Genomic DNA, 13,356 nt, shown 5'->3' with positions numbered 1-13,356 from the left:
GGCGGGATGGCCGCCCGCCGCAGGCGTCACACGCGCCGTAGTACCGCGACGACCTTGCCCAGGATGGTCGCGTCGTCGCCGGGGATCGGCTCGTAGGCCGCGTTGTGGGGGAGGAGCCAGACATGGCCGTCCTCGCGCTTGAAGCGCTTGACCGTGGCCTCGCCGTCGAGCATCGCGGCGACGATGTCGCCGTTCTCCGCGACCGGCTGGCGGCGGACGGTGACCCAGTCGCCGTCACAGATCGCTGCCTCGATCATGGAGTCACCGACGACCTTGAGCACGAACAGCTCGCCGTCACCGACCAGCTGCCGGGGAAGCGGGAAGACGTCCTCGACCGACTCCTCGGCGAGGATCGGCCCACCGGCGGCGATCCGGCCGACCAGCGGGACGTACGACGCGGCGGGCTTGCCGGCGGTGTCCGTGGGCTGCACGGTCACGGCCTGGTCGGAGCCGCGCACCTCGTAGGCGCGCGGGCGGTGCGGGTCGCGGCGCAGGAAGCCCTTGCGCTCCAGCGCCATCAGCTGGTGCGCCACCGAGGACGTGCTCGAGAGGCCCACGGCCTGGCCGATCTCCCGCATCGACGGCGGGTAGCCCCGCCGCTGCACCGAGTCCCGGATGACCTCGATCACCCGCCGTTGCCGGTCGGTCAGGCCCGAGCTGTCCGCCCGGATGCCTGGAGGTCGGCCCGGCAGGGAGCGCTTGTGTCCCTCGGGATTCACGGCTTCGTTCATGGCATGCACCGGGTCGAGTCGGCCCTGGGAGCGGTCCTGGGCGGTGATGGTGGCACTGTCAGCGGTGGTGGTCACGTCGGCCCCTCTCGATGGTCTCCCTGCTGGACAACGGTAGTTGCTTTCGAAAGGTTGCGCCAAACACACGTTCGAGTGAAAAAACGCGGTTCATCGGACGCGATCACATGTCTGGGTGTATGGCTCACGCGGTACCCGGCGGGCAAAAGGGCTCATTGTTGTACTCTTCGCCGCCGGAGTGATGGCCTTGTGGGTGTGCCCAGTCTGCCATCCGGACCGCCGCCGACCGGGACTGACGTCCCCATCTGCGCCGGAGTCGCACGTGACCTCCGTGCGGCGCCCACGGTATCTCCGTATCCGCCGTAGCGGTACGTGTGCGACACGCGCAACCTGGCGATGTATCAGCCAATCACCACATCTAGTGGTTGGATTGCTACGGCTGCCCACAAGTTGTGGTCCCCCGGGTCTACGGTCTCTCTGAGATCGCCTATGCTTGGGGCTGCTTCGAGGGGCCCATGTGGCCCAGCGAGGCTATCGAGTCTGCTGTGAGGAGGGTTGGAGATCATGCACTGCCCCTTCTGCAGGCACCCCGACAGCCGTGTGGTCGACAGTCGTACGACCGACGACGGCACGTCGATCCGCAGGCGCCGCCAGTGTCCGGACTGCTCCCGTCGTTTCACGACCGTGGAGACGTGCTCGCTCATGGTGGTCAAGCGGTCCGGAGTCACCGAGCCATTCAGCCGTACCAAGGTCATCAACGGCGTGCGCAAGGCATGCCAGGGACGACCTGTCACCGAGGACGCACTCGCCCAGCTCGGCCAGCGGGTCGAGGAGGCGGTGCGGGCCACCGGAAGCGCCGAGCTGACCACCCACGACGTGGGGCTGGCCATACTCGGCCCGTTGCAGGAGCTCGACCTCGTCGCCTACCTGCGATTCGCCTCCGTCTATCGGGCGTTCGACTCGCTCGAGGACTTCGAGGCCGCGATCGCGGAGCTCAGGCAGGCGTCGCAGGGCCCCGCCGTGGACGACGAAGACGCGGGAACGGGGAGCCAGGAGGACGATCACGGGCCAGGCGGGACCACTCGGGTGCCCGCCCCCGTGCACATCGCCGGCTGACGGGCGGACCGGAACCGGGCGGAGGCCCCGGATCCGGGTGTCGGACGGCGATCCAGGACTTGTTGCGGGGGCTCCCGGAGTGCCCGCAGCAGCGGAACAGAACAGCGTGTCACGGGAACATCGTGGCATTTCAGGGCGTTTTCGCCCGTAGAGGGAGGCGGCATGACAGAGACGGCGAGCGGTCCGGCACGGAGTTCCCGAGCGAAGGGGACGAAGGCCACCAAGGGACTGCGTATCGAGCGCATCCACACCACCCCCGGCGTGCACCCGTACGACGAGGTGAACTGGGAGCGCCGTGACGTCGTCATGACCAACTGGCGCGACGGCTCGGTCAATTTCGAGCAGCGTGGCGTCGAGTTCCCCGACTTCTGGTCGGTGAACGCGGTCAACATCGTCACCAGCAAGTACTTCCGTGGTGCCGTCGGCACCCCGCAGCGCGAGACCGGTCTCAGGCAGCTGATCGACCGGATCGTGAAGACGTACCGGAAGGCCGGCGAGGACTACAGCTACTTCGCCTCGCCCGCGGACGCCGAGATCTTCGAGCACGAGCTGGCGTACGCCCTCCTGCACCAGATCTTCAGCTTCAACAGCCCCGTGTGGTTCAACGTGGGCACCCCGCAGCCCCAGCAGGTCTCCGCCTGCTTCATCCTGTCCGTCGACGACTCCATGGAGTCGATCCTCGACTGGTACAAGGAAGAGGGCATGATCTTCAAGGGCGGCTCGGGCGCAGGCCTGAACCTCTCCCGGATCCGCTCCTCCAAGGAGCTGCTCTCCTCCGGTGGCAACGCCTCCGGCCCGGTCTCCTTCATGCGCGGTGCCGACGCCTCCGCCGGCACCATCAAGTCGGGCGGTGCCACCCGCCGTGCCGCCAAGATGGTCATCCTCGACGTCGACCACCCGGACGTGGAGGACTTCATCGAGACCAAGGTCAAGGAGGAGGAGAAGATCCGCGCCCTCCGCGACGCGGGCTTCGACATGGACCTGGGCGGCGACGACATCACGTCCGTCCAGTACCAGAACGCCAACAACTCGGTCCGCGTGAACGACGAGTTCATGAAGGCGGTCGAGCAGGGCGGCCGGTTCGGTCTGCGCGCCCGGATGACCGGCGAGGTCATCGAGGAGATCGGGGCCAAGAGCCTGTTCCGCAAGATGGCCGAGGCGGCCTGGGCCTGCGCCGACCCGGGCATCCAGTACGACGACACGATCAACCACTGGCACACCTGCCCGGAATCCGGCCGGATCAACGGCTCGAACCCGTGCAGCGAGTACATGCACCTGGACAACACGTCCTGCAACCTCGCCTCGCTGAACCTGATGAAGTTCCTGAAGGACGACGGCAAGGGCACCCAGTCCTTCGACGTCGAGCGCTTCGCCAAGGTCGTCGAGCTGGTCATCACCGCGATGGACATCTCGATCTGCTTCGCGGACTTCCCGACCCAGAAGATCGGCGAGAACACCCGCGCCTTCCGCCAGCTCGGGATCGGCTACGCCAACCTCGGCGCCCTGCTGATGGCGACCGGCCACGCCTACGACTCCGACGGCGGCCGCGCCCTCGCCGGGGCCATCACCTCCCTGATGACCGGCACCGCCTACAAGCGTTCCGCCGAGCTCGCCGCGGTCGTCGGCCCGTACGACGGCTACGCCCGCAACGCCGACGCCCACAAGCGCGTCATGAAGCAGCACGCCGACGCCAACACCGTGGCCGTCCGCATGGACGACCTGGACACCCCGGTCTGGGCCGCCGCCACGGAGGCCTGGCAGGACGTGGTCCGCCTCGGTGAGAAGAACGGTTTCCGTAACTCCCAGGCGTCCGTCCTCGCCCCCACCGGCACCATCGGTCTCGCGATGTCCTGCGACACCACCGGCGTCGAGCCCGACCTCGCCCTGGTCAAGTTCAAGAAGCTGGTCGGCGGCGGCTCGATGCAGATCGTCAACGGCACCGTGCCGCAGGCCCTGCGCCGCCTGGGCTACCAGGAGGAGCAGATCGAGGCGATCGTCGCCCACATCGCCGAGAACGGCAATGTGATCGACGCCCCCGGCCTCAAGCAGGAGCACTACGAGGTCTTCGACTGCGCCATGGGCGAGCGCGCCATCTCCCCGATGGGCCACGTCCGCATGATGGCCGCGATCCAGCCGTGGATCTCCGGTGCCATCTCCAAGACGGTCAACATGCCGGAGACGGCGACCGTCGAGGAGGTCGAGGAGATCTACTTCGAGGCCTGGAAGCTCGGCGTCAAGGCGCTCGCGATCTACCGCGACAACTGCAAGGTCGGCCAGCCCCTCTCCGCCAAGACCAAGGAGAAGGAGGAGGTCGCCGAGAAGGCCGAGGCGACCATCCGCGAGACGGTCGAGAAGGTCATCGAGTACCGCCCGGTCCGCAAGCGCCTCCCGAAGGGTCGTCCCGGCATCACCACGTCCTTCACCGTTGGCGGCGCCGAGGGTTACATGACGGCCAACTCCTACCCGGACGACGGCCTGGGCGAGGTCTTCCTGAAGATGTCCAAGCAGGGCTCGACCCTCGCGGGCATGATGGACGCCTTCTCCATCGCGGTCTCCGTCGGCCTCCAGTACGGCGTGCCGCTGGAGACGTACGTCTCGAAGTTCACCAACATGCGCTTCGAGCCGGCCGGTATGACGGACGACCCCGACGTGCGGATGGCGCAGTCGATCGTCGACTACATCTTCCGCCGCCTGGCGCTGGACTTCCTGCCCTTCGAGACCCGCTCGGCGCTCGGCATCCACTCCGCCGAGGAGCGTCAGCGCCACCTGGAGACCGGTTCGTACGAGCCGTCCCTCGACGACGACGAGGTCGACGTCGAGGGCCTGGCCCAGTCGGCGCCGCGCGCCCAGGAGCTGAAGGCCGTCGCCTCCCCGAAGCCCGAGGTGGCCAAGCCCGCCCCGAAGCAGGCCCACACCAGCGCCGAGCTGGTGGAGATGCAGCTGGGCATCCAGGCCGACGCCCCGCTCTGCTTCTCCTGCGGTACGAAGATGCAGCGGGCCGGTTCCTGCTACATCTGCGAGGGCTGCGGCTCGACCAGCGGCTGCAGCTGACACTTCGGTGAAGTGAAGTAAGGGGCGCCGGCCATTGCCGGCGCCCCTTACCGCTTGCTCCCGGCTGTCTGCGTCAGGGTCGGCCGAGGCCGCCCATCGCCCGGGGGAAGACCACGGGGTCGTCCTCGAAGCCGTGCAGGCCGGGGCGGAAGCTCCAGTCGCCGGACCCGTCGCGCACGAACTCCGCGACGGCGGCCGCCGTCGATCCGAGGACCGAGCCGAAGTCGTCCTGCGCCAGCACGTTGTAGCCCTCCCGGACGCGTACGGCCGGGTTCAGGACGTTCACGAACGCCCGGTGCGCGGACCGCTGTTGGATGACGACCCCGACGACCACGCGCGTGTAGCGGGCGTCGAGCCGGTCGAGTTCGAGGGTCATCACCTCGTCCCAGCCGAAGCCCTTGCCGTCCTGGCTGTCCCGGTTGAGAAAAATCGTCCCATCGGGCGAACGGCTGTCGAAGTGCACGAGATAGGCCGGAGTTCCGTACGGGTCGGTCGATGTGAACGTCCCGGCGATGACGTCGAGATCGGTGGGCGGCTGCCCGGCCGGGCTGGGATCCCACTTCACCGCTACCTCGACCTTGCTGATCGCCTTGCTGAAACCGCTCATCACGCGTCCCCTTCCCCCTAGAGGTCCACTTCCCCAACCGATGGGCTGCCAAGGCTCTTTGTCCATCGTGCCACGCGCGCGGGGGCGCATGCGCGGGTGATCTCAGCCGGAGCGTGACCGACGCCACGCCCCATGGCCTTACGATGGCGCGGTGCTGGTCAAGTGGATTCGCTGCACCGTGGTGGACCGCCGGGGCTTCGAGCGGGGACAGCGAAAATGGGCGGGGCTTCTGGGGGAGCCGGGATTTCGGGGACAGGGCGGGGGCTGGAGTCGACAGCGACCCGGAGTGGCGCACATCTTCGCCTTCTGGGAGAGCCGTGCCTTCTACGACTCCTTCATGGCGCGTTCGCACGACCGTCTGGCCGCGTCCCAGTCGGGCACGTACAAGGACCAGCAGGTCAAGTTGTTCGAGTACCGGTTCGATGTGAAGACCGGTTTCGAACCGCGGTTCACGGACAGCGACCTGGTCCGGGTGGCGCTCTGCCGTGTGCACGAGGAGCGCGTCGAGCACTTCACGCTGATGCAGGAGAAGGTCTGGAACCCGGCGATGGCCGGCTCGCCGGGCATGATCCGCGGCATGTTCGCGGAGGCCCCGGCGAACGAGTTCATGATCCTGTCGATGTGGCGGTCGGCCGCCGAGCACGGAAAGTACCGCACGGAACGGGTGGAGCGGCTGGCGCTGCGCGCCCAGACGGAGGCCGACATCGCGGCCCTCACGGGGGACATCGTGGAGCTCGAACCGACCTGGATCGTTTGAATATCCAACCCTCGATCAGTGTGACCTGCGCTGTATGAGGCCCATCCGAGTGCTCGATTTTTCGTCACTCGATCTAGGGTTTTGGCATGGCACGACCACGGCGCATCGTCCTTGTCCGGCACGGCGAGTCAACCGGCAATGTCGACGACTCCGTGTACGAGCGGGAACCCGACCACGCGCTGGCCCTGACCGACCGGGGCTGGCGGCAGGCCGAAGAGACCGGAAAGCGCGTCCGGGAGATCTTCGGCCAGGAGCGCGTCAGCGTGTACGTCTCCCCGTACCGCCGCACGCACGAGACCCTCCGCGCCTTCCACCTCGACCCGGACCTCATACGGGTCCGTGAGGAACCCCGGCTGCGCGAGCAGGACTGGGGAAACTGGCAGGACCGCGACGACGTACGAGTGCAGAAGGCGTACCGGGACGCGTACGGGCACTTCTTCTTCCGCTTCCCGCAGGGCGAGTCCGGGGCCGACGTGTACGACCGGGTCGGCGGCTTCCTGGAGAGCCTGTTCCGCAGCTTCGAGGCGCCGGACCATCCGCCCAACGTGCTCCTGGTGACCCATGGACTGGCGATGCGGCTGTTCTGCATGCGCTGGTTCCACTGGACGGTCGCGGACTTCGAGTCGCTCTCCAACCCCGGGAACGCCGAGATGCGGATGCTCGTTCTCGGCGACGACGGCAAGTACACGCTCGACCGGCCCTTCGACCGCTGGCGGGACCCGGAGCCGCACTGGATGAGCGGCTAGGCTGGCCGCGATGACCTCCTCCTCCGATTCCTCGAACCCCGGGCGCCTGGAGCGCGCCCTGTCCAGCCTGCGCGGACTCGCCGTCGGCGACGCGCTCGGCTCGCAGTTCTTCGTTCCGGTGAACTACCCGCTGCTCAAGCGGCGCGAGCTCCCACCGGCCGCGTGGCAGTGGACCGACGACACGGAGATGGCCTGCTCCGTCGTCGCCGTCCTGGCCGCCCACCACCGCATCGACCAGGACGCCCTGGCCCACTCCTTCGCCGCGCATCACGACTTCGACCGGGGCTACGGACCCGCCGTCAACCGTCTGCTCCGGCTTGTCCGGGAGGGCGGCGACTGGCGTGAGCTGGCCGCCGGGCTCTTCAACGGGCAGGGGTCATGGGGCAACGGCGCGGCGATGCGGATCGCGCCCCTGGGCGCCTGGTACGCGGACGATCCGGAGCAGGCCACCCACCAGGCCGAGATCTCGGCCTACCCCACGCACCAGCACCGTGAGGCGGTGGTCGGTGCCATGGCCGTCGCCGCGGCAGCGGCCCTGGCGGCCGCGCCCGGCGGCCCGCCGAGCCCCGCGGCGCTCCTCGATGGCGTCGTCTCCCTCGTCCCCAGGAGCGCTGTCGGCCAGGGGCTGCGGCGTGCCCGCGACATGCTCGACTACGCGGACGCCGGTACTGTCGCGGCCGTACTGGGCTGCGGACGGCGTACGACCGCCCATGACACCGTCCCCTTCGCCCTCTGGTCGGCCGCACGCGCCCTCGGCGACTACGAGACGGCGTTCTGGACGACCGCCCAGGTGGGCGGGGACGTGGACACCACCTGCGCCATCGTGGGCGGTGTGCTCGCGGGCGGCAAGGCGGGAGCGCCGCCGGCCGCGTGGGCGGAGCGGACGGAAGCGCTGCCGGAGTGGGTGCCGCCGGGGACGGGGACCGCTGTCGGCGGGTGACCCGTCGGCATCGGAAGCCCGCCCTCGTCGGGGTTTCAGTGGGGCCGCGTCGCTGTGCATGCCCCGAGTGCGACGGTCCGTGGGATCACGGTGCCCGAGGGCCCTTCGGAAACTCTCCGTGCCCGATGGGAACTCTGCGTGACCGCGAGGCGTTTTCTCGGCATCCGCTCCGCGCTCCGTCCGAGTGCGGACGGCGGGGGGTGAAGTCGGATGCGCTGGGGGAGGGTGTCGATGTCACGGCTCGGGCGGGCTCTTCTGACCCTGTGCGCGGCGCTGTGGGCCGCGGTGCGGATGGCCGGACTTCTGCCCCTGCCGCCTGTCCCCTGGCGGCGGTCCGGCCATCCGCGGCTCCGCGCGGACCCGGTGGGGTCAGCCCATCCCCGGACCGGCCGTGCCGGCGAGGGCTTCGAGGTCGCTCCTGCGGACCTTGATCACCAGCCAGGCGGTGAGCAGGCCGAGCCCGGCCATGACGGCGGCAGGGACGAACGCGGTCGAGATGCCGTGCGCGAGGACCTCGTGCCCCCAGGACGCGGGCAGCTGATGGGTCTTGGCGAACTCCGCCTTCTGCTCGGGCGAGCCGTCGGCGAGGAATTTCGGCAGCTGCTTCTTCGCCTCGTCCTTGCTGGCCGACCCGAAGACCGTGGTCAGGATCGACAGGCCGAGCGAACCGCCCACCTGCTGCATGGCGTTGAGGAGTCCGGACGCCGCTCCGGCTTCGTGCGGGGCGACCCCGGAGACCGCGGTGACGGTCGCCGTCACGAAGTTCAGACCCATACCGAAGCCGAAGACCAGCATGGGCCCCAGCACGCCGCCGAGATACGAGCTGTCGGGCGTGATGAAGGTCTGCCAGACGAGCCCGACGGCCACGAGGGCCGAGCCGGTCATCATGAACGGTTTCGGGCCCAGGGTGGGCAGGAAACGCTGCGACAGCCCGGCGCCGACGGCGATCGCCACCGTCACGGGCAGGAAGGCCAGACCGGCCCTGATCGGGCTGTAGCCCAGCACGTTCTGCACGAACAGGACGATGTAGAAGAACATGCCGAACATCGCCGCGGCCAGGCTCAGCATGATCACGTAGGTGCCGGAGCGGTTGCGGTCGGCGAACATCCGCAGCGGGGTGATGGGCTCCTTCGCCCGGGTCTCGATGAACACGAAGGCCAGCAGGAGCACCACCGCGGCGCTGAACGAGCCGAGGGTCAGACCGTCCCGCCAGCCCTGCTCCGAGGCCCGGATGAAGCCGTACACCAGGGAGGCCATGCCCAGCGTGGACGTCAGTGCCCCCGCGAGGTCGAACCGGCCGGGGTGCCGCTCGGACTCGTTGATGTACTGCGGAGTGAGGGCGGCGATCAACAGGCCGATCGGCACGTTGACGAAGAGCACCCAGCGCCAGTCGAGCCAGTCGGTGAGCATGCCGCCCGCCAGCAGTCCGATGGCGCCACCGCCCGCGGAGACGGCGGCGAACACTCCGAACGCCCGGTTCCGTTCCGGGCCCTCGGGGAACGTCGTGGTGATCAGTGCCAGCGAGGCCGGCGACGCGATCGCGCCACCGATGCCCTGGAGGGAACGGGCGGCCAGCAACTGCCAGGGTTCCTGGGCGAGACCGCCCAGGAGCGAGGCGAAGGTGAACAGCAGGATGCCCGTCATGAACACCCGGCGCCGGCCGAGGATGTCACCGGCTCGTGCGCCGAGCAGCAGCAGGCCGCCGAAGGTGAGCGTGTACGCGCTGACCACCCACGTGAGGTCCGTGGTGCTGAACTTGAGGGCGTCTTGAATGTGCGGGAGCGCGATGTTCACAATCGTCGCATCAAGTACCACCATGAGCTGGCAAGCAGCAATGACGGTGAGCGCGATGCCGGGGTGCCCCTCCCGGCGGGCCGCACCCCGTTTCTGATCCCGTATCAGTTGAGAGGTTGTCACTGTGGATCCCCCACGAAGCCGTTAGTGAACGCTGGCGTTCACTGTCACGTCAACGGTAGTGAGTCCTCGGTAGAGAACGCAAGCGTTCACTTAACTGCGTGTCGTGTGCCCCTTCCCCCTTTGCCGCCGCATGCCGCGCCCCATGTCCTGAAACCCCCACTCCCCTTCGCTCGCTGGAGAAACTCAGATGGTTACCTCGCGCTGGACGGCCGCCCCCGCTCAGGCGGCCTCCCCCCGTCGGCGCGGCGCGGTCCTCGAACGCGCGATCCTGGACGCCGCCTTGGAGCAGCTCGGCACCGTGGGCTGGAACGGCCTCACCATGGAGGGTGTCGCCGCCGGTGCCCAGACCGGGAAGGCGGCGGTCTACCGCCGCTGGCCCTCCAAGGAGGATCTGGTCGCTGATGCGCTGCAGGCAGGTCTGCCACGTTTGGAGGAGGCCCCCGACCTCGGAAGTGTGCGCGAAGATCTGCTGGCCCTGTGCCGGCAGGCCAGGGACGCCATGTTCTCCCGTCCGGGCTTCGCGCTGCGGTCAGTGATTCACGAATGCGATCCGACGCAGGTCGAGCGGTTCCACGGCGTGATCTTCGACGGAGTGGTGGGGCCGACCACCAAGCTGATCGGTGAGATCATCACCCGCGGCATGGAGCGAGGAGAGGTGCGCGCCGACGCGGCCAACGGCTATGTCCTCGACGCCATTCCGGCGATGATGATGTACCGCAACAAAATTTCCGGAAGTGAATGGAGCGACCAGGAACTCGAGGAGATGATCGACCACTTCGTGCTTCCGTTGCTGCTGTCGCGCGACGCGTGAGCCGGCGCCCCGGTGGCTTCGGGGCCGTCCGAGCGGCCGGGGTGTCGCTCGGGGATCGACGCGGCGTACCCTAAGTGCGCCATGCCGTACGAACCACCTACTCACACCGTCGAGCGCTCCCTTCGCGCCACGACCGGAGCGAAGATCATTGCCGGTGTCGACGAGGTGGGTCGCGGCGCCTGGGCCGGGCCCGTCACCGTCTGTGCCGCGGTCACCGGTCTTCGCCGGCCGCCCGAAGGCCTCACCGATTCCAAACTGCTGACCGTCAGGCGGCGTACGGAACTTGCCGAGGTGCTGCGGACGTGGGTCACGGCCTACGCGCTGGGCCATGCCTCGCCGGAGGAGATCGACAGCCTCGGGATGACGGCCGCGCTGCGGCTCGCAGCGGTCCGTGCCCTGGAGACCTTGCCGGTCCGTCCCGACGCGGTCATCCTCGACGGGAAGCACGACTATCTCGGTGCCCCGTGGCAGGTGCGCACGGTCATCAAGGGTGACCGATCGTGTGTGGCCGTCGCGGCGGCCTCGGTGATCGCCAAAGTTCAGCGCGACAAAATGATGGCCGAACTGGGTATCGACCATGCAGACTTCGGATTTGCGGACAACGCCGGGTACCCGTCGCCCGTGCACAAGGCCGCACTGGAGGAGCGGGGCCCCACCCCGTACCACCGGTTGTCGTGGGCGTATCTTGATGCGCTGCCCCAGTGGCGGCACCTCAAGAAGGTCCGCAACTGGGCGGAGGGAAGCGTTCCGGAGATCGAAGGGCAGCTCGGCTTCGATTTCTGACCTTCCGGTCGCACTGTTGTGCCACCCGGTTCACGTGACCTGCACCAACGTTTGATAAATATCAGCTCATGCCTCTCATTCCCGAGGAGCCTCAGATTCACGAGAGTGCCCAGGGTCCCCGCGCTACTCCGGCCAACGGCCGTACCGCGCCGACCCCCCGTCCCGTACCCGGCCCCCGTCCCGCGGCTCCGTCGCGTCCCGGTCGTCCAGGCCCTCCGCGGCCCACGGCGCCGGTGCAGCGCGCGCCGCGTGACGTGGCCAAGCCAGGCCCGTCCGGCCCGGCCGTGTCCGCCGCGGCAGCGGCGGCCCCGCAGATCCAGCTGATCCCGGCCTCCGTCGAGAGTGCTCTCGACGCGGCCGAGGAGGCAGTGGACCTGCTCCTGGAGTCGGGCCGTGCCCCCGGTGAGGTGCTGGTGATCACCACCGGTGCACAGCATCCGTGGGCCGACCACGAGCTCTCCTTCGGCGAAGCCGCCTACTGGGCGCAGCACGACGCGGGCGACGACGTCTTCTACACGGACGCCGCCGTCGCTTCCCGCGCCGCGACCCGCCCCGTGGTCGTCGTCGCCGTCAACGGCGGTTCCGACACCGTCGCCGCCACCGCTCTGCCGCTGGCCCTCTCCCGGGCCGGTGCCCTGCTGATCGTCTGCGGCGACACGCAGCGGATCAACTCGGTGCTGGGCGCGGGCGTCTGAGCCACCTCCGGCGCCTCTGGGACTCCGGAGGTACCGCAGGAGCCGCAGCGGCGTACTGGCACGGTGGTGCCTTCGGCATGCCCGGAGGCCCGGAGCCGGCCGCTGCCCGCCGTGGGACGGCCGCTCGGCAGACGGAGGATCCGGAACGCGGGCACCGGGCCGGATCCGCCGGGTGACCGCGGCGCGGGACATCCGCCGCGCCGCGGAGCGCGACCCGGCTGAGCACGTCGTACGGCATGGTCAGCCTGCCCTGCCCCGCGGTCGGGTGCCCGGCCGGTGCCCCCTCGCGGGGGCCGGAGTTCAGCGGGCGGCCGCGCGGCGCAGCACCTCGGAGACGGCGCCTCCGGTGCGCGGCAACAGCGGCGGGGCCTCCGACAGGGCGAAGGGCTCGGGAGGCGAGTCGGCGTTCGGGCGCCGTCCGCCGCGGCCCTCGCCGAGCACCTGCCAGCCGTCGTGCGTCAGCGTGATGTACGCCCCGCAGCGCAGCCCGTGCAAGGTACAGGCGTCCCGTAGCCCCCACATCCAGGCACCGTCCTCCTCCGTCCAACGCGCGTCCCCCTCGCGGCAGTAGAGCAGTACGGCGGTTCGCACGGGGGTGCGGCGGCGCAGGTCGTGCGGGATGACCCGGCGCAACTGCGCCAGCAGCGCGTTGCGGAACATCCAGCCGTCGGCCGGAGCCGAGCGCCGGGTGAACGAGGCGCTGGCGCACAGCCGTTCTTCCGGGTCGAGGACGGCCACGATCGCCGTGGCCGGCTTGGGACGATGCCGGGCGTGCAACCCGCTGACGACCTCACGAGGGTTGCGCAGCAGCGGTATTCCGGCGTCTGCCCACTCCGCAGGCTCGAGCAGACGGCTGGCGGAAGCGGCGGACGCGGACGTCGACAACGATGCCGCCGAGGACGGAGCGAATCCGAAGGTCACGTTCCTCCCTTCGGCTACGCGCCCACACAGCGGGCGAGATCGGATTCGGGGGACCGCGCACCGCAGTAAGGCCCAACCGGATCACGGGCAAGCCGTGCGGGGAGCGGACCTCAATTCTTCCTGTCGAACTTGAATGCGGCAACGAGCAAATGGGGCCACCGACTGTTATCTGGTGGTGCGTGGCTTATATCCCCACCTAGTGAGGCACTCGGCGGCCCCTGGGACGTTCGAGTACGGCACGCGCGTACGCCGTACCCGGCGCCGTA

At 69.1% G+C, this 13,356-nt stretch carries 12 protein-coding genes; 8 read left to right on the top strand and 4 right to left on the bottom strand.

Going from position 1 to position 13,356, the window contains the following annotated elements:
• Nucleotides 1–26: 26 nt before the first annotated feature.
• Nucleotides 27–806, bottom strand: a complete 780-nt coding sequence (lexA, locus tag AB0D85_RS31345) for a transcriptional repressor LexA (protein ID WP_133028126.1) — start codon at nt 804–806, stop codon at nt 27–29.
• 504 nt (nt 807–1,310) lie between these two features.
• Between lexA and nrdR the strand changes: the two genes are divergently transcribed.
• Nucleotides 1,311–1,862 carry a transcriptional regulator NrdR gene (nrdR, locus tag AB0D85_RS31340; protein WP_362327622.1) on the top strand — a complete coding sequence of 184 codons (552 nt, stop codon included), beginning with the start codon at nt 1,311–1,313 and terminating at the stop codon, nt 1,860–1,862.
• A 162-nt stretch (nt 1,863–2,024) separates the two neighbouring features.
• Nucleotides 2,025–4,913 carry a vitamin B12-dependent ribonucleotide reductase gene (locus tag AB0D85_RS31335; RefSeq protein ID WP_362327619.1) on the top strand — a complete coding sequence of 963 codons (2,889 nt, stop codon included), beginning with the start codon at nt 2,025–2,027 and terminating at the stop codon, nt 4,911–4,913.
• Between the two features lie 73 nt (nt 4,914–4,986).
• Here the strand turns inward: AB0D85_RS31335 and AB0D85_RS31330 are convergent, their stop codons facing one another.
• Complete coding sequence (locus AB0D85_RS31330) at nt 4,987–5,520, bottom strand: TerD family protein (protein ID WP_362327616.1); 534 nt, start codon at nt 5,518–5,520, stop codon at nt 4,987–4,989.
• A gap of 151 nt (nt 5,521–5,671) precedes the next feature.
• Here AB0D85_RS31330 and AB0D85_RS31325 point away from each other — a divergent pair, with 151 nt between their 5' ends.
• From AB0D85_RS31325 to AB0D85_RS31315, 3 genes are all read left to right on the top strand, one after another.
• The gene (locus AB0D85_RS31325; RefSeq protein WP_362327613.1) at nt 5,672–6,277 is read left to right on the top strand and encodes a YdbC family protein; all 606 of its coding nucleotides are present in this window, start codon (nt 5,672–5,674) and stop codon (nt 6,275–6,277) included.
• Nucleotides 6,278–6,363: 86 nt separating this feature from the next.
• Nucleotides 6,364–7,023, top strand: coding sequence for a histidine phosphatase family protein (locus AB0D85_RS31320; RefSeq protein ID WP_362327610.1), 660 nt, complete (start codon nt 6,364–6,366; stop codon nt 7,021–7,023).
• Between the two features lie 10 nt (nt 7,024–7,033).
• The gene (locus tag AB0D85_RS31315; protein WP_362327607.1) at nt 7,034–7,963 is read left to right on the top strand and encodes an ADP-ribosylglycohydrolase family protein; all 930 of its coding nucleotides are present in this window, start codon (nt 7,034–7,036) and stop codon (nt 7,961–7,963) included.
• A gap of 369 nt (nt 7,964–8,332) precedes the next feature.
• Here AB0D85_RS31315 and AB0D85_RS31310 read toward each other — a convergent pair whose 3' ends face one another.
• The gene (locus AB0D85_RS31310) at nt 8,333–9,880 is read right to left on the bottom strand and encodes an MFS transporter (protein ID WP_362327604.1); all 1,548 of its coding nucleotides are present in this window, start codon (nt 9,878–9,880) and stop codon (nt 8,333–8,335) included.
• Between the two features lie 187 nt (nt 9,881–10,067).
• On the opposite strand from AB0D85_RS31310, the gene AB0D85_RS31305 reads away from it, so the two are divergent.
• From AB0D85_RS31305 to AB0D85_RS31295, 3 genes are all read left to right on the top strand, one after another.
• On the top strand, nt 10,068–10,691 hold the full coding sequence (locus tag AB0D85_RS31305) for a TetR/AcrR family transcriptional regulator (protein ID WP_362327600.1): 624 nt from the start codon (nt 10,068–10,070) through the stop codon (nt 10,689–10,691).
• 81 nt (nt 10,692–10,772) lie between these two features.
• Nucleotides 10,773–11,474, top strand: a complete 702-nt coding sequence (locus AB0D85_RS31300; protein ID WP_362327597.1) for a ribonuclease HII — start codon at nt 10,773–10,775, stop codon at nt 11,472–11,474.
• Nucleotides 11,475–11,542: 68 nt separating this feature from the next.
• Nucleotides 11,543–12,169: a hypothetical protein gene (locus tag AB0D85_RS31295; protein WP_362327594.1), complete on the top strand. Its 627-nt coding sequence runs from the start codon at nt 11,543–11,545 to the stop codon at nt 12,167–12,169.
• A gap of 300 nt (nt 12,170–12,469) precedes the next feature.
• Here AB0D85_RS31295 and AB0D85_RS31290 read toward each other — a convergent pair whose 3' ends face one another.
• Entirely contained in the window at nt 12,470–13,090 is a 621-nt protein-coding gene (locus AB0D85_RS31290; protein ID WP_362327591.1) for a hypothetical protein, read from the bottom strand.
• Nucleotides 13,091–13,356 lie beyond the last annotated feature (266 nt).

This window comes from Streptomyces sp. NPDC048277 (assembly GCF_040652235.1).
Taxonomy (GTDB): Bacteria; Actinomycetota; Actinomycetes; order Streptomycetales; family Streptomycetaceae; genus Streptomyces.
Note: the sequence above shows the minus strand (reverse complement) of the source record. Positions and strands in the feature narration are given on the sequence as shown.

Excerpts from the sequence above, each read along its gene's own strand:
- AB0D85_RS31320 (WP_362327610.1), top strand. The coding sequence starts at position 6,364 with ATGGCACGACCACGGCGCATCGTCCTTGTCCGGCACGGCGAGTCAACC.
- AB0D85_RS31330 (WP_362327616.1), bottom strand. The coding sequence starts at position 5,520 with ATGAGCGGTTTCAGCAAGGCGATCAGCAAGGTCGAGGTAGCGGTGAAG.
- AB0D85_RS31335 (WP_362327619.1), top strand. The coding sequence starts at position 2,025 with ATGACAGAGACGGCGAGCGGTCCGGCACGGAGTTCCCGAGCGAAGGGG.
- AB0D85_RS31305 (WP_362327600.1), top strand. The coding sequence starts at position 10,068 with ATGGTTACCTCGCGCTGGACGGCCGCCCCCGCTCAGGCGGCCTCCCCC.
- nrdR (WP_362327622.1), top strand. The coding sequence starts at position 1,311 with ATGCACTGCCCCTTCTGCAGGCACCCCGACAGCCGTGTGGTCGACAGT.
- AB0D85_RS31315 (WP_362327607.1), top strand. The coding sequence starts at position 7,034 with ATGACCTCCTCCTCCGATTCCTCGAACCCCGGGCGCCTGGAGCGCGCC.
- AB0D85_RS31300 (WP_362327597.1), top strand. The coding sequence starts at position 10,773 with ATGCCGTACGAACCACCTACTCACACCGTCGAGCGCTCCCTTCGCGCC.
- AB0D85_RS31295 (WP_362327594.1), top strand. The coding sequence starts at position 11,543 with ATGCCTCTCATTCCCGAGGAGCCTCAGATTCACGAGAGTGCCCAGGGT.